At 50.4% G+C, this 19,127-nt stretch carries 14 protein-coding genes; 6 read left to right on the top strand and 8 right to left on the bottom strand.

Translation table 11 applies throughout. The features are described from left to right. Positions 1–295: 295 nt before the first annotated feature. Complete coding sequence (locus H6F76_RS13975) at positions 296–454, top strand: hypothetical protein (RefSeq protein ID WP_190447268.1); 159 nt, start codon at positions 296–298, stop codon at positions 452–454. Between the two features lies 1 nt (position 455). On the opposite strand, the gene H6F76_RS13970 is transcribed toward H6F76_RS13975, so the two are convergent. Continuing rightward, positions 456–956: a 3'-5' exonuclease gene (locus tag H6F76_RS13970; RefSeq protein WP_190447267.1), complete on the bottom strand. Its 501-nt coding sequence runs from the start codon at positions 954–956 to the stop codon at positions 456–458. A 313-nt stretch (positions 957–1,269) separates the two neighbouring features. Between H6F76_RS13970 and H6F76_RS13965 the strand changes: the two genes are divergently transcribed. From H6F76_RS13965 to H6F76_RS13955, 3 genes are all read left to right on the top strand, one after another. Beyond that, positions 1,270–2,370 (top strand): hypothetical protein, encoded by a 1,101-nt coding sequence (locus H6F76_RS13965; RefSeq protein ID WP_190508942.1) that lies wholly within the window; start codon positions 1,270–1,272, stop codon positions 2,368–2,370. Positions 2,371–2,816: 446 nt separating this feature from the next. Continuing rightward, a complete protein-coding gene (locus H6F76_RS13960; protein ID WP_190509048.1) occupies positions 2,817–4,025 on the top strand; it encodes a DUF4336 domain-containing protein in 1,209 nt (402 codons plus the stop codon). 191 nt (positions 4,026–4,216) lie between these two features. Beyond that, complete coding sequence (locus H6F76_RS13955; protein ID WP_190508940.1) at positions 4,217–5,164, top strand: alpha/beta hydrolase; 948 nt, start codon at positions 4,217–4,219, stop codon at positions 5,162–5,164. Positions 5,165–5,192: 28 nt separating this feature from the next. On the opposite strand, the gene H6F76_RS13950 is transcribed toward H6F76_RS13955, so the two are convergent. The 4 genes from H6F76_RS13950 to H6F76_RS13935 form a co-directional block, all read right to left on the bottom strand. Further along, entirely contained in the window at positions 5,193–6,569 is a 1,377-nt protein-coding gene (locus H6F76_RS13950) for a carotenoid oxygenase family protein (RefSeq protein ID WP_190508938.1), read from the bottom strand. A 311-nt stretch (positions 6,570–6,880) separates the two neighbouring features. Further along, positions 6,881–7,501, bottom strand: a complete 621-nt coding sequence (locus tag H6F76_RS13945; RefSeq protein ID WP_190508936.1) for a CAP domain-containing protein — start codon at positions 7,499–7,501, stop codon at positions 6,881–6,883. A gap of 144 nt (positions 7,502–7,645) precedes the next feature. After that, a complete protein-coding gene (locus tag H6F76_RS13940; protein WP_190508935.1) occupies positions 7,646–8,419 on the bottom strand; it encodes a hypothetical protein in 774 nt (257 codons plus the stop codon). 146 nt (positions 8,420–8,565) lie between these two features. Beyond that, positions 8,566–9,240, bottom strand: coding sequence for a polysaccharide deacetylase family protein (locus tag H6F76_RS13935; RefSeq protein ID WP_190508933.1), 675 nt, complete (start codon positions 9,238–9,240; stop codon positions 8,566–8,568). A gap of 503 nt (positions 9,241–9,743) precedes the next feature. Here H6F76_RS13935 and H6F76_RS13930 point away from each other — a divergent pair. Beyond that, on the top strand, positions 9,744–12,278 hold the full coding sequence (locus tag H6F76_RS13930; protein WP_190508931.1) for a sigma 54-interacting transcriptional regulator: 2,535 nt from the start codon (positions 9,744–9,746) through the stop codon (positions 12,276–12,278). Between the two features lie 22 nt (positions 12,279–12,300). On the opposite strand, the gene H6F76_RS13925 is transcribed toward H6F76_RS13930, so the two are convergent. The 3 genes from H6F76_RS13925 to H6F76_RS31485 form a co-directional block, all read right to left on the bottom strand. Further along, positions 12,301–13,527: a FecR family protein gene (locus tag H6F76_RS13925; protein WP_190508929.1), complete on the bottom strand. Its 1,227-nt coding sequence runs from the start codon at positions 13,525–13,527 to the stop codon at positions 12,301–12,303. Between the two features lie 430 nt (positions 13,528–13,957). Continuing rightward, complete coding sequence (locus H6F76_RS13920) at positions 13,958–14,464, bottom strand: peptidoglycan-binding protein (RefSeq protein ID WP_190508927.1); 507 nt, start codon at positions 14,462–14,464, stop codon at positions 13,958–13,960. A 114-nt stretch (positions 14,465–14,578) separates the two neighbouring features. Further along, complete coding sequence (locus tag H6F76_RS31485; protein ID WP_190508925.1) at positions 14,579–17,026, bottom strand: tetratricopeptide repeat protein; 2,448 nt, start codon at positions 17,024–17,026, stop codon at positions 14,579–14,581. Between the two features lie 904 nt (positions 17,027–17,930). Between H6F76_RS31485 and H6F76_RS13910 the strand changes: the two genes are divergently transcribed. Then, positions 17,931–19,025: a glycosyltransferase gene (locus H6F76_RS13910; protein WP_199322075.1), complete on the top strand. Its 1,095-nt coding sequence runs from the start codon at positions 17,931–17,933 to the stop codon at positions 19,023–19,025. The last annotated feature ends 102 nt before the right edge of the window (positions 19,026–19,127 follow it).

The following is a 19,127-nucleotide window of genomic DNA, read 5'->3' as shown; positions in this document are numbered from 1 at the left end:
AAGTTGAAGGAGTTCCTTAGAGAGGCTGAAGCTCGTACCGCTGCAACCTTACATCAAGCCATTGCACAAGGCTTAGGGCAGATTACCTTAGACGATGTACGCAGTTGGTTTACTCATGCCTGCTACTGTACTTGATTAACCTGCTCACCGCTATAATTTTTCTGAGTGAAGCGTTGATGCTTAAGCGTCATTGAAATTAAATTGTTGCCACGCCACCAATAAGACAACACACGCTACCCATAATGTCGCTGTTGTCATATAGCAGTCGAAGAGAACGTTAGGAGAGACATCAACCTTGAAACGTCCTTGGAGCAAGGGCTTCGATTCATCCCTTATCCTTCATCCTTTGCTATACGACACCTGGCAAACAACATCGACGGCAAATCTGCTAATGGTGCAGGCGATCGTGGCTCGCTCACTCAAGCTGGATCAGGCTTCCGAGAGCCGCCTTTAGACTAGCAAACTCTTTGTGGCTGGTTGGCTGCGATTACAATGCGGGCACACGCTTCTGCATCAGACAACGCCTGGTGGTGCTCTAACTCGATGCCCAGGTATTCACACACATCTGGCAGTTTCGTTGGATGAAGGTTCCAGGTTTTGCGTGCCAGTTGCACCGTACAAACAAAGGGTTGTAGCGGTCGCGGCATACCATAAAGGTCACAGCAAGCGTAGAGCACGCCTTTGTCAAAGGATGCGTTGTGAGCGGCTAGAAAAGCGGCACCCTGCAAGAAGGGTTGGATTGAAACCCATAATTCACCAAAAGTAGGTTCGTCTGCCACATCTTGCCACCGAATGCCGTGGATATGAGCAAACCGGAAGGTTGCGCGAGGGGGACGTATCAAATAATGTACCCGTTGCACAAGGCGATCGTCTTCCACACGGATCAAGCCTACAGAGCAGGCACTATCACGACCATGATCAGCGGTCTCAAAGTCCAAGGCAACAAAGGTCGTCATGAGGCAGTCATCCAGAGCCATTAAAGCATCACCTTCATAATCATGCCCAAATGAGGCTAGATCTCACAGATACAGCCAGTTTTAGTCTTGCCACTCTAACTAGACTTACCCACTGCCCTCCTGCGATCGGCTCCGGTTTGATGCTCAAACGTATCGTGTAGTGACGTTGACAGTGGTATCACCGATGGTCAGCTTAAGCAAAAGATCGTTCTGCCATCTGTGCTTGTACCAAATTCAGAAACGACGACCGTAACCTGTGAATCTACTGATTAAGTTAGAACCATCATTTACACCGTTCACCATCCTTCTGACCATGACAGACACATCAAAGAAAACACCCAAATTCCTACGTCAAATTTCTACTGTGGTCCTTACTGGACTGATTCTACTGACAAGTGCAGGGGTTTCAAAGCAAGCCGGACTCGCTTCATCAGTGCCTCAAAAGGTTGTGCCTTCATCAAAGTTGATGGCGCAATCAGACTCTTTGCCGCCAACGGTTGAACAAAAGGTACGCCAGTCTGCATCGCAGCAGCTTAAGGTGCCATCGCAAGATGTCAAAATTGTCGGTTTTACGCGACAAACCTGGTCAGACGGCTGTCTGGGACTGGGAGGCGCGGCTGAAAGTTGTTTGCAAGCGATCGTCGAAGGTTGGCGGGTTGAAGTGACCAACGGGCAGCAAAATTTGTTTTATCGCACAGACGGAACTGCTAACGCAATCCGCTTAGAACCGCAGCCCGATGTTGTAACTTTACCAGCCGATGTCAGCCAGCGTTTGCTGCAAACTGTTGCTAGACAAGTGCGAGTGCCAGTCAGCCGCTTGCGTGTTGCAGCGGTCAAACCGGCAACTTGGGATGGTTGTCTAGGTATTTATAAGCCGGGGCAAGCTTGTACCAGAATTGCAATTTCTGGGTGGCAAGCGATTGTAACGGGCGGCGATCGCAGTTGGGTCTATCACCTGGATCAAGCAGCAGACCGAATTGTGCAAAACTCAACCGCAAGCGGCAGCCGCGGCGAATTAGTGCCTTCCTTTATGCCAGAGGAAAACAAGCCTGTACTTGAAGCTAACATTGTTTTTCAGTCGATCGTCAGCGGCGGTCTGATGGGCAAGGTTACACAGATCACGTTAACCAACGATGGCGTGATCACACAATTGATTAGCGCTCCCAATATCCGCTCACGTCCTGTTGTGTTGAAGCGGTTATCTCAGCAACAATTGAAGCAGTTTCAGCAGGTGCTTGAAGCAAAACAGTTCCGCAATTTGAACGGCTTGAGCTATCTCAGTAGTGCTGCATTTGCAGACTATCCAACGACCATGCTGCAAGCAACAGGGAGCACGGTTCAGTATATTGACTTGGAGATGAAAAACCTTCCCCCAGCGTTGCGGCAAGTGATTCAAGCCTGGAAGAAATTGTAATCGCTCTAGAGGGTGTTAAGCATTTTGAAAAGGAGCGACTCTCTGAACTAGCTTCAGCCACAGCTCAAAAAGATGAAGGAATGCTACATTCCCTCTCCAGCTTGAATTCTACAAAACTGCATAACACCCTCTAAAGACAGAAGAACAAATATGGCAAGTAACAGCAAAATTGAGTGAACAACCCATAAATTTCAGCTTCCTTAAGGAGGTGTTCTAGATTGATCGATTCACTTTGAGCTACTTGCAAAAGGTGTTGCGTTTGTAGTGGCACAGCTTCCCTGTTAGTTGCCTTTCTCAAGCATCATCCTGCTGCGTATAACCAGTTTAGAAGCCGAAGTGCGATGAGCGTCTGTATCACCGCAGTCTGCATACAATGAAGTAACCGTGCTTTATTGCCGCCCTTGGGGAGGCAGAGCGTGAAGCAAACCGTAGTGAAACCACAGGTCATGCCGGAGCGATCGATAGACACAATCAATGGCAGAGAGCAGGCTTGGTGGTTCTGGTTTCTGGTGCCGCTGTATCCTTATCTGCGTCGTCGCACTCTGCGCCGAGAGGTCATACCCGAAACGCTCTGGACCTTTGACCAAGTGCAGGGCATTCTCTACACAGTGGTGCCGATTCGGATGACGGTTGTGAAACTTGCAGCCGGTGGCTTACTCGTGTATGCGCCGATCGCTCCCACACGAGAGTGTATCCAACTGGTTAAAGAACTGGAAGCTAGCCATGGAGCCGTTCGCTACATCATCTTGCCTACGGCTTCTGGTCTGGAACATAAAGTCTTTGTGCCGCCCTTTGCCCGTTGCTTTCCCGAAGCGCAAATTTTTGTAACACCCCATCAGTGGAGTTTTCCACTCAATTTCCCCCTGCATTGGCTAGGTTTCCCACGTGGACGCACCCAAATCTTGCCAGCTAATAGTGCTGAGACTCCCTTTGCCGATGACTTTGACTATGCAATCTTAGATATCAATTTGGGTAAAGGTTCCTTTGGCGAAGTGGCGTTATGGCATAAGCGATCGCGCACCGTGCTACTAACAGATACGGTGCTGTCTGTGCCAGAACACCCTCCAGCAATCCTTGAGCTAGACCCTTACCCTCTGCTTTTCCATGCACGCAACAGTGCACTGGAGGTGATGGAGGATACCGAAGCAAACCGCCGTCGGGGTTGGCAGCGCATTGCCCTGTTTGCCCTCTACTTTCAGCCAAGTACCCTCAAAACGGTCGGTCTGGCTCAAGCGCTGCGAGACGGATGGAGTGCACCAACCCATGCTAAGAAAGCCTACTTTGGGTTGTTTCCCTTTCAGTGGCAACCGGGCTGGGAGCGATCGTTTGAGGCTCTGCGTGGGCAGGGGCGTCCCTTTGTGGCTCCGATCCTCCAGACCTTCATCCTCGACCATAACCCACAAGCCGTCCTAGCCTGGGTTGATCAAGTAGCCAGTTGGGACTTTAAGCGGGTTATTCCCTGCCACTTTGATGCGCCCATCACAACAACGCCTGAGGCGTTCCGGCAAGCGTTTGCTGTGTTTGAACCCCCTTGCCCTGACCAGGAAACGTTTGGCAGCACGAGTTATCCGCTGCCGTCAGAAGATGTCGAATTTATCAGAAAGCTGGAGGCGCTCCTGGATCAGCGGGGTCTGACAAAGCCCCCCAGACAGTGAACCAGCCTGAACGGCTCTTCTCGTTCAGAAAGCTCCCTCTTTTTAGCACAAAATCCCAAAAGCACAGGTCAATGGTTAGACGTACAGGGGATTAGGCGCGATCGCGTGGTTAAGCAAGCAGCGCTGAGGCATACTTAAAGGCGATCGAGGAGGACGATGAGCGGCTCTAGGAGATTCTCAGATTAAAGCGAATGACTGCTGCTTTTCTACCGCCGTCTGTGGCTGAGATTCGAGACGCAGAGGCGATCGCCCTCCTGCAAAAAATTCGGCGTCGTGTTGTTCAGGTGCCATTTCAGGAGGGTACAACTGCTGTGGCGACCGCTTCTGTCCATTACATGCCGGAGGCATCGCCTCCCTTACCTGGCACTACTCCCATACTGTTGCTGCATGGCTTCGACAGTTCCCTGTTGGAGTTTCGACGCTTGCTTCCCCTTCTAGCAGGTAGCCACGAAACATGGGCGCTCGATCTGTTTGGCTCTGGCTTCACCGCCTACGTTCCTACGGTTGCCGTCAACCCTCAAAGCATCCGGCGACATTTGCTTAGCACTCTAGAAACTTGGGTGAAGCAACCTGTCGTTTTAGTGGGGGCTTCTTTAGGGGGTGCAGTGGCAATCGACTTTGCCTTGCATCATCCCAGTTGGGTGCAAGCACTCGTTTTAATGGATAGTGTTGGCTTCTCTGGTAGCTTTCCAGTCGGGCAATTTCTCCCTCAGCCGCTCATTGAATTGGGTGCCGAGTGGCTGTATTGGCGTAAACACGCTGCTCTGGCTGCTGCCTCAGTGCTGCCAATGATGAATCCAACCCTGGTTGATGCCCTGCGTTGCTCATTGCTACATCAGGAGATGCCAGGGTGGAAGGAGGCAATTACTTCTTTGACTCAGAGTGGTGGCTATGCGGATCTAAGCGAACACGATCGCGTGAGCCAAAGGCAACGTATTGCTCAAGTTACTCATCCCACTTTGATTCTGTGGGGAGACGCGGATGATGTTTTAGGAACCGCAGATGCCACTCGGTTTGAGCAAGCTATTTGCAGCAGTCGGCTGATTTGGATTAAGGGCGCGGGTCATGTACCCCACTTCGATCAACCCCAGGTCGTTGCAGAGCATCTGCTAGCCTTTGCGCAGCAGACTGGAGGTTGATCGATATAGCCAGTCGTGCCCCTTAGCGCTACAGCAAGGAAACCCAGGCACCATGAAAGCCATAGGGGACCCGCTGTGGCATCTGGATGCGGGCGATCGGTTCAGCGCTCATGGCTTGAGTGCTAACGATGACCAGCTCAGATGTATTCTGAGCTTCATCATGCACAAAGGTCATCAACCAGCCATCATCTTCAACGGTCGAGCCTGGTCGTGGCACAAATACACCCTCACCGCCGTAGCGTCCTGGACCAAACGAATGTACTTGAACGCTCTGACGCTCCAAGTCAAACTTGAGTAAACCATCAAATTTAGGCATTTCGGTTGGAGCAGTCTTGCCAGCGTAACCATAGCGGGTCTGCCGTCCCAAATACTGTTCATTAGTGCGGGGAAATTCGCAGGGGCGATCGTCCAGGGTCTGTTCCTGCACAGCGCCAGTCTTCAAGTTGAACTGCCAGCGATGGAGCAAGGGCACATCACTCCCAACCCCACGATTATCGCCTTCATGGGTACCAGGAGTCGTGCCTAAAACACTGGTGCTGCTCATCCGGCAGGCGATTAAAACAATGTCGTCTCCCGCTTCATAGGCATTCAGGGTATGGAAGACGTAGCAACTTGACGCTTCAAACCAGCGAATCGTCTGGTTATCACCATGCCGAGGCAGAATACCAAACCGACTGGGGCGATCGCGCTCAAAGGAAAAGGCAGGTTCTCCCCGTTGCAGCCGTTCCAGGCGGAAGGTAAGGGGCAAGTCCATAAAAATGGTGTAGTGCTCTGTGATGGCAAAGTCATGCATCATCACCCCAACTGGCAAATCGATCGGGACGGTTCGCAGTACTCCCTCAGCGGAGACAACGCTGTATTTAACGTAGGGCGGTTGTGCTAGCGAATAGCCAAAGAACATCATTTCTCCCGTCACCGGATCTACTTTTGGATGGGCAGTCACCGGAGAAGCTAGCTTGCCGTTGAAGGTTTGAGCGCCAATCGTCTTCAGACTAGGTATCGCGATCGCGTGCGGTTCGCCGCCTTCCCAGAGCGCCAGCAGTCGATCGTCATGCCAGACGAGAGCCGTATTCGCCACATTTTTGAAACCTGCCTGTGAAGGTTCCAGCAAGCCACCAAACAGCGATCGTCCGGCTTGTCGCTCTTGCTCAAATCCCTGCGTTTGAATATAGCGATTGCGGTAGCTGGCTTTGCCGTCCTGGATATGGACTCCATGCAGCATCCCATCGCCATCAAACCAGTGGTAACGACCCAACGGTGGAAACTGGGGATTAGGACCGTTGCGGACAAACATCCCATTTAGTTCAACTGGTAACTCACCCAGAATGGGCAAGGCATCGACAGTTACCTCCGTCTGGACGGGAGCAAAGTTATCGGCGAGATAGGGGTTGAGGGTAGCTGTCATAGGGGTGAGAAATAATTTACAGCATGGCTGCAAGCTTGCTGCGGGCACACGTTGATCCTACCTGGAAGTAAGAGTGCTCGGCTTAACGGTGGTTCATCTGGCAGAGTCACTCTTGAAGCCGCGCTACAGTCAGTTAAGGAAATTTCTAGCAAACAAAATACCCGTAGGGGCATGTTTGCTACCAACGTGATCGGCTATGAGCCAAGATTCTGGCAAAACCTGCCCCTACAAACGGTACACTCCTTCTCAGAAAGCTCCTAAGCCTGTTCTTGGCACCGCTTTGGCAGTAGTACAGTCCTATGAGCGTGCCGTTAAGGTGCTGGTAAAGCAAACTCCTGCGCTGCATACATCTGTCCGCTCAGCGGGTCAATGACGATGCCATAGCCAAAACGAGTGTAATATCGCTTCAGCAGGTTTTGCCGATGCCCTTCGCTATACATCCAGCCTTTCTGCAACCGCTCCAACAACCCGTAATTGAGGCGTATACCGAGTGCGCCAGTTTGGTGAGCGATATTCTCTCCTACTTCTCCCTTGCCACCCAACTGCACAAAGCGATCGGTCGGGGTTTTGCCTTCTGGGTTGACGTGGGCAAAGTAGCGGCGGGTCAGCATATCCTGGCTATGTTGTTGTGCTGCCTGAGAGAGCAAGGGGTCTTCGACCAGTGGTGGCAAGCCGTTGAGCTGTCGATCGCGATTAACCAGGGTGAGAGCAAACTGCCGCAACTGCGGTAGCGAGCGAGTCGTGTTGGCAGTCAGTAGAGAGACTTTTGGCTGACCAATCCGCCAGTCCTGACCACCCTTGCCATTGTCAAAGTAGTAAGACTCTCTGGCATAGTAAAGGCTCGTCATTACCATCAGGAAGATAAGAAGGATGTAGCGCCTAACCGTTGACCAGTTTTTGCCATCGGCTTTTCGTCTGTAGGTTCGTTTCATCTCTTACCCCACTTTTCCCAGTGCTACTGCTAACCCTGCTCAAACTCTAAAGGGCGATCGCTCATCACCAACTGGTTTACGGCTTCCTCCTGCTTCAGGCGTACTGTACTAGTGGGGCAGTTATGCATACGATTTTATGCTGCTTCATAGTGCCAGCAACAGTGCAGCATAGCCGACTGCCCCGGCTGCAAACGCCCAGAAGTGGCTGTCTCGGTCTTCTGGCAGTTCTTCTTTAAGTACATTGAGCACTATACCGCCTGCCAGAAAGGCAAACAGAACCGCGATCGCGGCTTGAGAAAGCTCTGTACCAGCACTGATTGCCCATCCTGCAATTACAGCCGCCGCTAAAATCCAGCGTCCACTATGGTCGTACCGCTTCTTGTGATGTTCCCGTAAGCCGTAGTCGTTGACCACAAAATGGAGTGCCATGGCGATCGCAAACAACAGCAGGTTGATGAAGCCGGGTACTTCCCGATGCAAAAGTAGATAGCCAATCAGAACGTTATAGGCACCAAACGAAGCGATATGTAGCCAAAAAACATTGGGACTAGTTACATCCCCGTTTCCACTATCCTGATTGCGTTGTCGAGATACTTTTGCAGCACGCTCCAGCCCATAAAATACTGCTAAGCCAAGCAATGCGATTAGATAGACATGGTGCTCTAGAAATGCTATTTCGGCATCTAAGTGTTCTTGAACCGTCGTTTGGGCTTTACTTAGGTCAGGCAAAATATGCACAAACACATAAGCAACCGAAACACCGCTGCCGATTGAAAGCCAATGATGGCGCGGAGTCGATCGAATGAAGCGTAAGCGACCAGCAAAGAGATGTATGAGCGCTAGTCCTGCTGCCAGTAGACCTGTTAGAACAACAAGTTGGGTTGAAGGAGCCGTCGCTTCTGAGATTGCAGCAAGCATATTTACAATATTGGCTTCACTATCCTTAGCTTGCTGTAAATCCTATTGAAGCGAGTCTTTCAAGGAGTTGATCTTTCTAATTAACGTTTATAAGTTGCTTGAATTATAAGGGCGTTGCGATCAAGTTTACGGTTCGAGACTGTAGCTTACTTGCACTGTGTTGAAGGAGCACCGCCCCAGGCTTGAGGCAGCACTTTTGCAAGCTGAGCTTTTTCAAAACGAGCGAGACTCAACAAATCTGTTGACTGGTTGGCAAAGCGCTCCGTTGGCAGAGCATAAGCAAGCGCGGCAAGATAATGAGCCTTCGCCACAGCTTGCTTGACTCTGGCATCATGAAAGCCATACGGATAAGTGAAGTACTTCACGGGGCGAGCGAGTCTCGCTTCCAAAATCTTCTTTGAATCCACAACTTCTTGTGCCAGCTTTTGGTTAGAGAGTCTGGTAAGCGCCGGATGCGTTTTGCTATGAGAGGCAATAGTCACAAGCGGATCATGTGCCATCGTTTTCAGCTCTTGCCAGCTCACATGAGTCCGACCAACATTTACACCGACCCAACTGGTATGAATTGAGAATACTGCCGGGTACCCATATTCCTTCAGGAGCGGATAGGCATAGCGATAGTGCCCTCCATAGCCATCATCAAATGTCAGTAAGATGGGTTTCTCAGGTAACAGACTGCCAGTGCGAAGATGATCCATCAAGCGATCAAGGCTAATCGGGGTCACCTGACTCGACTTAATCTGCTCAAAGTGCTGTCTCAATTCTGTCGGTGTTAAGTCATAAGGGACTTGCTTGACTGGCAGAATGTCGTGATACATCATGATAGGCACTCTCGCTTTCAAGGCCCCAGGGTGCACCTTTGGAAAGGGTGCAGCAGACAAGGTTGGAGCGTTGACACGACAAGCAGGCAAAGGGCGTGGTAGTTGTGCGATCGCATGCGAGTGAGAAGTCGGGTGTGCAACGCTTGAGCAGGTTGCAAGCAAAAGTATTGTGGTGAGAAACAGGGTGAAAAAGCGGTTCATCGTTTCGTGCTTTGAAGCTCGTTTCTTAGCATTACAAGACAACAACGACGTTAACCGCAAAAACAGCGACTAAAAAATCAAAGTAGGGTGAGTACGCTCGCAAGGCAACAAATACTGATGCAGTTCAATGACTCGCAGCAATTTGCGCTCAACTAGTTTGCTTTCACACCTTGAGCGCTGGATAATGCCTTGCAATGATGCATCGAAATATTGAGGAGTGCTGTCGGCTACAGCAATTCAGGTACGATCGCACTCACGCTTTCAAGCATAGAGGCATTGACTAAACGCCAGAGGTAAACGAGATGAACCAAGCAGAGAAAGTCGTGTGGTTGCGTGAGCAGACAAGCTTGAGTGCTCTTTCGGATGGCGTTTTGGACGCGATGGCAGCCGCCATGCAGGAAGAGTCGGTGCAGGAAAACCGTCGACTGGTGCTGGAAGACACGTTTCCAGACACACTGTATATTCTCAAAACAGGGCGGATGGAGAGCTATCGCACTAGCAAAACGGGGCTTGCAAATGCGGTTAGCCTGCTGCCAGGAAGCATTCTGCACCTAAAAGAACTGACCCTGGAGCAGCCTGCTGAACAAACTGTCATTACCCTTACCAATTGCGTGGTCTGGACGATTTCCAAAGCCGACTTTTTGGCGATCGTCCAGCAGTATCCTGAACTCACCCAGACACTCTCGCGTCAGCTAGCAACTGCACTCGATGAGGTTTCGGCACAACTGACCTATGAGCGAGCGCGGCAAACGGCGCTGCGTCCTTACTTAGTACCCAAAGTACGACGGGGGATTGTTGGTTCTAGCCGTTATGCTACACGCTTGCGGCAGGAGATTAAGAAAGCCGCAAACGATCGGCGATCGGTGCTGGTCTTTGGTGAACCAGGTTTAGGCAAGGACAACGCCACAGCGCTGATTCACTTTGGCTCCCGCTACCGTCAGGAACCAATGATCAAAATTGACTGTGACACCTTGCAAACCAGTGGTTCAGAGCTTTTTGGACGTGTTGGTGGCAAGCCAGGGCTGCTGGAATGGCTCGGTGAAGGCACGCTGTTGCTCAACAATGTGCAGGAGTTGGCACCAGACTTGCAGACTAAGCTCGTACGGCTGCTGGAAACAGGAGAGTATGAACCTATTGGGCGCGAGGGCGAACCGCCTCCAGCGCCGCGTGAGAGTCAGGCTCGTCTGGTCATGACTTCAGAGAAAGTGTTGCCAGCATTAGAGCGCAAAAAACTGGTTGGGCACATCATTCGAGTGCCGCCGCTACGTGTGCGAAAAGCCGATATCCTGTCGCAGGTTGAGTATTATTTGAGCCTGTATTGTCGGGCTAGAGGCTTGGTGAAACCAACGGTAACACCAGAGGCACTGCGGCGGTTACAAGGTTATGACTTTCCCGGCAACTTGACCGAGTTGGAGAATCTGGTCGAGCGGGCATTGCTGCAATCGAATGGTGCCGCTGCTCTTACAGAAGAGGTGTTCTGGGCAGCCAGCGTTAAAACTAGACGGTTTCGCGTCAACCTGCTGAATGCAGCACCGAAGCTGCGTCAGTTTCTACGGAGTCCCTGGTATCCCGATCGCATTAACTATGGCTTTACGCTGGGCTTTTTTGCTGTAGTGGTTGCTGTACTAATGCTGGGACCTCAAAGCCGCGATCGCAATATTGCCCTCAATTTCTTTTGGGCATGGTGGTGGATGCTAATCCTGGCAGCCTTTCCCTTTGTGGGACGGCTTTGGTGTTCCGTTTGTCCCTTTATGATTTACGGTGAACTGGCACAGAAAGTTTCGCTCTGGCTCTACCCCCGTCAGCTACTACCCTGGCCCCGACAGCAGGCAGAAAAATGGGGCGGTTGGTTTCTGTTTGGGATGTTTACACTCATTCTGCTGTGGGAAGAGTTGTGGAACTTAGAGGACACTGCCTACTTATCTGGTTGTTTGCTGCTGCTGATTACTGCCGGAGCCGTCATTTGTTCTATGTTGTTTGAGCGTCGGTTTTGGTGTCGCTATTTGTGCCCGATCGGCGGCATGAATGGACTGTTTGCCAAACTATCAATGGTTGAACTCCGTGCCCAACAAGGCATTTGTTCTGCTACTTGCACCACGTATCAATGTTACAAAGGCGGACCGCAAAAGGGCGAAGGACAAGAGACAGGCGGTTGTCCCCTATACTCCCATCCAGCACAGCTTGAAGATAACCGGGATTGCGTCCTCTGTATGACCTGCCTGAAAGCCTGTCCACATCGATCGGTCGAGTTAAACCTGCGTCCACCAGGCATTGAACTGTGGACGACTCACCAGCCCATGTATGCCGAAATTTGTTTGCTGTTTCTACTCTTAGGCGCAGTTTTTCTGCATCGCTTACCGGAGCTTGAGGAGCAGTTTGGCTGGCAGTTACATCTAGAAAATTTTGGCATTCATGCAGGCGTTTCATTGGTAGTGTTATTGATACCAGGGGCGATTGCGATCGCTGCCCATAGTCTTATCCGGCTACTACAGCGAAGCTATAAGCCCCGCCCCTTTTTAGAATTGGCGTATGGCTATCTGCCACTCGTTTTGGGCGCAAGCCTTGCCCATTACCTGAAGCTTGGCTTAACAGAAACGGGGCAGGTGATTCCTGTAACGTTTGCCACCTTCGGGTTTGGTACAGCTAACTTACCGATCGCGACTGTCGATCCTGCTGTCATCGCCTTTCTGCAAAGCGTCACGCTCATCTTTTCCTTTTGGTGCAGCGTCATTTTGACCCAAAAGCTGGCGCGTCAATCACTGCTAAACTTGCTGCCTCAACACCTTGCCCTGCTAGCGATCGGCTCTTTTGCCTGGAAAGTCATTGTAGGGTGGTAAAGAGGGTGTAAACAGAATTGGGTTAGCCGTCAGACCGCTTTGGGGGACGATCGCGATCGTCCCAGTCTTTGCCTTTAGGTTTGCTGTCGCGTTGCTTTGGGGCACGATCACGATCGTCTCGGTCTTTACCCTTAGGTTTGTTGTCGCGTTGCTTTGGGGCACGATCGTCCCAGTCTTTGCCTTTAGGCTGCTTTTTCCCAGATGGTGTAGGTTTACGGAAGGCAGAATCAACGTTCGGTCGCTCGCTCGACTTTGGTGCTTTGTTTGGTTTATCCGTTTTTCCGGCTTTCTCTGGCTTTCCGGCTTTCTCTGGCTTTTTGGCTTTAGACAGCTTCTCAACTCTGGGAAGTTCTTCGGTGCTAGGTTTGTCTAGTCTAGTCGGTACTTCGGCGTTAGGTGAATTCTCAAGCCTAGGCTGAGTCTCGACTCTCAGAAGATTTTGTGGAGCCGCTTCCTTACTTTGTTCTGCCTGCCGTGGTGACGCAGATGGTGACGGCAACACTAGCTGCCCAGGCTGTATCCGGTCAATAATCGGCAGCGTTGTCATTTGCGCTTTTTTGAAGCTGCGTAGGATGGGGTCGGTCGCGCGTTTTTGTCGCCACTCAGCACGACTCATGCGTCGCACGCGCTGTCGGATCTGACGAATGTCGCGATCGCCGGGTCTGATTCGTACTTCTTCTGCTGTCTTAAGCAGCACTTCCTCAGTTTGCCCCGTCAAACGCACCGCCACCGAACCTTCCCAGGCAAAAAACAGCACCCCTTCCTTGGGGTCTTTCGGAATTTTGACAAACACGGTTGTGCCACGAATGCCTGCTACAGCGGTGGGGGTAATAATCTCAGTCGGCAACTTTTTCCCAGGCTGCACCCAGGTAATCATGTCGCCAGCAGTCAGACTAAGGCGGTTGCCATGCTGAAGTTTCAATACTGCATCGCCAGCCAGCCGAAATGCTAACCCATTATCCAAGTCAATTTGGGTTAAAGCTTGCCCTTGAGTTCGAATAGTTTCACCGACTTGCAGCCCCATGCCTTCTTTGGCAGGCTCTTCTTGCGCTGTATTGAGCAAGCGCACAAAAACGGGCAGCTTCTGAATTTCGCTAATTTTGGCGATCGGTTTAAGAACAGCAGGTTTGGGTGACGCTGTTGGCGAAATGACAGCAGTCGGGGCTGTATCAGGCGCAGATGAAGAGCAGGCAGCTAATAGCCCTGCTAAAACGATAGCGCTAAAGCGACCCATGTTAGTCAATTGCATAGTTATGCCCAAGTGCTAGCGCGGAGCAGCAGTGAAGAAATAAGCGTTGCACCCTTTATCCTGGTTGATTGCTCCTGATTGGTACTATACCGATCAGAAGCATCCTGCTGCCATTAAAGCAGTATTGCCGTCAGTTCAACAGGCGGCGAACAGTAAAGATAAACTACCAACTTAGGTAGCAGCTAAATACAAGCCCGCTCTCCTAACGGACGAAAGAAACGGGTTTTATGGCAGTCGAAGCGAGCGGTAGGACAGTCATAAACCCTGAAACGACCTTTGAGCAAGGCTTCAATTCACCCCTCATCCTTTATCCTTTTGCTATAGCGCCCTTATTTTGAGGGAGTAGGCTGCGGTCAAGAATCCCTACTAAAGTAGCCCTTACCAAGGGCTGTGATAGCAACAGACTCTAACTTTATACTGCACATCTGCCTTAGTGTTGCGGGTTCTTGGCAACAGGCGATGCTTTGCTTAATGCCAGCCAGGTGCAGCTAGCCACGACTCCATCAACCACTAAGCCTTGCTGCCGCTGAAAGTGCCGTACAGCCTTATCTGTCTGCTGTTCAAAGGAGCCATCGACGACGATCGCCGTTTGCCCAACAGCCTGTAGCGCTTTTTGTAGCAGCACGACGGTTTCGCCAGCACTGCCCCGCTGTAGCAACGGCATTTCGATCGGGGCACCTGTGTAGAGCGATCGCCAAGTGCGTGCATCCACAATGCCACTGCTTGGCAAAAAGACCCGTTTTTGAAAGGCTCTTACTGCCTGTTCAAGGCATTCACCGAAGTAAGCATCGACCGCACCCTCATAAAGGCTCCAGTTGATCAACAATTTTTGGATTTCGATTACTTCTATCCCGCTGGCACCACGTTGTAACAGCGGTTTTTGACACGATTGGTTGGTCACGGGCAAGCAAGGCTCAGAACTGGATAGAGGAGACATCGTAGCGCCTCAAAGCCATTGGACTATCTACTAAAGTACTGAGTTACGTTTGCAACAACCTCATCACAAAGTGTCACCCAATAGGGTGAATAGAGTCGTTTTTACTCTCTACTCCTAGACTTCACTTGCTACCAGTGGCTGGCTAGACGTAGCAAACGCCAACGTTTTGTGCAGCTTTTTGATCGTGCTAAGGGTTTGCTGGTAGTTTGCCATGTCGCCTTGCTCAGAAAAGAGTTCGGCAGCTTGGCGGAGGTCTTCGATCGCATCCAGACGATGCCCGATTTTGACGCGGGCAAGTCCCCGGTAAAAGTAGGCAATGGCATCCTGCGGGTTCAGCCGAATGACCTCGGTGTAATCTTGAATGGCACCCAGTTTATTTTGCAGTCGAGTGCGTGCCAGACCCCGATAAAAGTAGGCAGTGGCAAAGTCGGGGTTTGCTTGAAGCGCAAAGGTGTAATCTTCGATCGCACCCATTTTGTCACCCAGTTCAGAGCGTATAAAGCCGCGATTACAGTAGGCAATGAAGTTTTCGGGATTGTGCTGCACGGCTTGCTCAAAGTCTGCCATTGCACCATAGCGATCGTTTTTGTCATACCGAGCCAGCCCACGGTTGTTGTAGGCAACGTCATCATGCGGCGCAATGCGGAGGACTTCGGTGTAGTCAGCGATCGCGCCCTGGCGATCGCCCAGATCGTAACGAGTAGAGGCGCGGTTGAAGTAGGCGATCACGTCATTAGCATCCAGCACCGGATCGTCAAACCGATCCACTAAACCTTGAATCACATCCGCATCGATCGTGCGTAGCCCGACGGCTGCCTGCGGAAAAACAGCACTGGCAGTCGCAACTGACTGAGCGCCCAGTACGGCATAGCTGCGATCGCACACCAAAAAATGTTCATCCGTACCCAGCACCTTAAAGCGAAATTGCGTAGGATACTGCCGCTTTAGTTGGGTCAACTGGTTGAGCATTGTGTGAAGAAAGCCTTTTTGGGTTGGCTCAAGGGCGCGGCGACGATCGAGCGATCGCGAGGTATGCCCCTCACTCATATCACCCAGATGCCCCCAGCCAAAATCCAGGCAGCCATTGCGATCGAGAAAATCCCTAAATTTTTGGATCAGCGCCTCATCTAACGTTTGGGCATTGGGATAGGGATAAACCACAATTAACCGTGCCTGTGCATTGTCTAAAGCTTGCTCCAGTAAGGCACGGCTGTAGCCCGTTGCTTGTCCGTGCTGCTGGTGCCCTTTGACATCAAACACCAGTTCATACGCTGGCGGTTCATTGGGTTGGAGTTGCTGCACGATGTCTTCTAGATGCGTTTTTACGGCTGCATCTACTTGTGCCTCTACATCAACAGCATTACTCTCTGCCCATTCCACCCGTGCAGACAGATACTTAACCTGGCTTTCGAGGGCGGAAGAGTCGAGCACTTGAGGCAGGCGGTTGACCCAATCACGCAGCGTTTTTTGCTGATGCTCCAGGGTTTGGGTAAATTGCTGCACGCCCGACAACTGCTGCTGAAGTTGCCCCATCTGGTTCGCGACCAGACTCTGCATATCCGTTCGCAGGTGAGTAAGGTCAGTGGCGATCGGCAACTGGTTCAGGCGATGTTCTAGAGCGCCGACCGTTGCTTTTAGTCCTTCGACGATCGAAGGATCAGGTTGCAGTAAGCCTGTTTCCAGGATTGCCCCAAAGCCATGCTCATTCATGTTCAGCTTGGCTGTAATCGTATCAAGCTGCTTCTTTAAAATCGTCGTCGCCATCTTAACCGGCGTGACTGTTTGATCTAGAACCTCTTGCTGCTGGCTAATTTGCTCAATTTGGGTCTTCAAACGTGCCAGCTCACGCCGCGACACGACCTCACCCAGCATCTTCACCAGCGAATCAACATCTTGCTTAAGGGCGCTGGCATCAAAGGGGGTTGGCAAATTATTCAGGCGACGATTGATATGGTTAATTTGATCCTGCATGACGCGAGGATTGTTGTTACGCTGCTCTTCGCCCAGCGTTTGCAGGTTGCCCCGCAGTTGAGACAGTTCTGTTTTCAGTTGGGTAAGCGCTGAGTCTAAGTCATCAGCGCGATCGATTGTGCATAAACGACCTAAGTATGCCGTTACCTGGTTCACAGAGTCAGCCAGATTAGTATAGTCAGCCTGTAGCTGTTGCACCTCCTGGGCAAGCAAGCGCCATTCTGGTTTTGCTAGTTCGCGTTTAATTTGAGTTAGATCCTGAGCCAGCCCAGCGGCTCCTGCTGCCGTTTCATGTAGGACAGATTTTCTCAAGCTAGCCAGATCTAAGAAATTAGGCAAGACCTGAATTTGTTGCCGCAGCGCACTAAGGTCTTCAGAAAGTTTCTGATCTAGCTGCCTTATAGAGGTGTCTGTATGTGCTAACGTTGCTTCTTCTAGTCGCCGACGGTTTACTATATTAACCAGCAATAACGCCGATACAGGCGCTGCTGTAAACAAAATCTGCTGCGAGGCAACAGAGGCTAGTGAGCCAATGCCTGCACCGACTAGCAAAGCATACTCCGAAAGATTGAGCCAATTACGGTTCTTCACAGCTTCCTCAAACCGTTTGTGTAGGGTTGATCGATTGTTTGTAAGGGCTGCTGTGGCTGTAGATGCACCAGCAGGATGTCAGAATGTAGGGGGGGCTTAAGTGTCTCTAACTTTCTTCACAACCTGCCTGTGCAATCAGGAAATCCTTAACACAAGAAATTCTGCTTACTAAAGAATGTGGTTCTAGCTTTACCCCTACTACGGCAGGCAAGGAACCAGAGCATACATCTGGACAAGCCAGGTTTGTCCAGGAACATAAAGCTCCTAGAGTAGCGGCTCTTTAAAGAAATACAGAATGATCTATAAGTATATTTACCGATTAGATGAAAATTGTGACTCTTGTATTAATTAACTACCTAGATTCGCGGAGAGCCACTTGATGCAACTGTCATACTAAGCCTCTCTATTAACAAGATTGTGTGAAGCACTTTAGCTGACAGGAACACTTCCTACGTGATACACCTTAGGATACATTTTCAGTGAGCGTAGGAAACATAGGAATTACTACAAAAATTACAGTAGTAAGTGAGAAATTTACAGTAATCCAGTATGTAATTATCCTATGCTTAACTGAAGCAAACTAACAAAATGGGTCTAAAGAAAGAAGCTACATCTTTTTTCTTCAAGGAAGATTGTATCTTTACACAGCAGCTCCATTGCCAACACAAGTATTCATACAAAAAGCACAAAGGAAGTTCATTAATTTGTAGTTGATTGTTCTTTGTGCAAGTGTTTAGCGTATGAATCTAGTATGAGTAACCTTGCTCGTAGCTTTACTATAAGGACAATTGTGGCTCCAGTAGCTGTTATTGGAGCTAGCCTTTCTTTAGCCGATTGCTCTATCGATCGCATAACAACTAATTAAATAATTCACCTTTCTTTGATTAAGTAGGAGCCTGCACTGATGTATCACATTCTTTTAAGCAGAGACTTTGATTTAGAAGGCATTGAGCGTGAAGCCCAGGCAGGCAAACGTCCGCGTCACGTTATATGGAATCTCAGCCAAACATTAGGAGCAACCGTTCACGTTCCCACTAACGACCCACTTACTCTCTTTGACTGGCTGTGCTCGAAGATCATTGGGCAACCCGAACAGTGGGCACTGGCTCGGCGCTTAGTGTCTCAGCTTACAGAACACGATACTGTCTTCTGTTTAGGCGAAGATGTGGGTTTTGCGCTGGCAATACTTTGCAAATTCAAGGGCAAGAGACCGAAATTAGCGGTTTCAGTGATGGCTCCCTATCGGAGACGTGTGCGACGACTGTTAAAGTTCTTCCGCCTCGGCGATCAAATTGACCTCTTTGCCGTCAATACTCAAATAAAAGCAACCTATATTCGTGATTATTTGCAGCTTTCTGGCGAGCGTATCTATCAGCAGCCGGAGCAAACCGATATCCGATTCTTTAACCCTGGTGCTGCACAGCCCAAAACGCGACCATTGGTTGTCAGCGCTGGCTTAGAACAGCGAGACTATCAAACGCTGGCTGCTGCCACGCAAGCTCTGGATGTTGACGTGAAAATTTGTGCCGTTTCACCTAACGCATCGGCAAAGACAAAGGTTGCGTTCCCAAAAGTCATGCCTGATAACATGGCTTCCCGACACTACGACTGGTCTGAGTTTTTGCAACTTTACCGCGATGCCGATGTTGTGGTCGTTAGCCTCTTATGGAATAACTACTCGGCTGGGCTCACAACGCTCATAGAAGCGATGGCATGTCGGCGACCTGTCGTTATGACCCGTACCCCTGGTCTTGCCGACGAATTAATCAACTTAGGGCTTGTCACTGGTGTTGAGGCTGGTGATGCTGCTGGACTGCAACACGCTATTACACACTTACTGGAGCATCCTGAAGTAGCTGCTCAACAAGCGGAAGCGGCTTATGCGCGCATTTTGAGCGAACATACCAGCGAATACTATGTCGAGAGTATGATCGCTCAACTGCAACAGTTAGGTAATGTGCCTCAACCTGAATCCTTCGCAGCACCTTTACCAGCTTAATGTCTCTAAACTCAATACTCGTCTTGGCTCCTCACTAATCGGTGAAATGAGGGTGATCGCGATCGACTTAATAGCTTTCTTCTTTTATACCAATTCCCTTTC

Source organism: Leptolyngbya sp. FACHB-321, assembly GCF_014695975.1.
Taxonomy (GTDB): domain Bacteria; phylum Cyanobacteriota; class Cyanobacteriia; order Leptolyngbyales; family Leptolyngbyaceae; genus Stenomitos.
The sequence above is the reverse complement of the archived record's forward strand: the minus strand, read 5'-3'. Positions and strand labels throughout refer to the sequence as shown.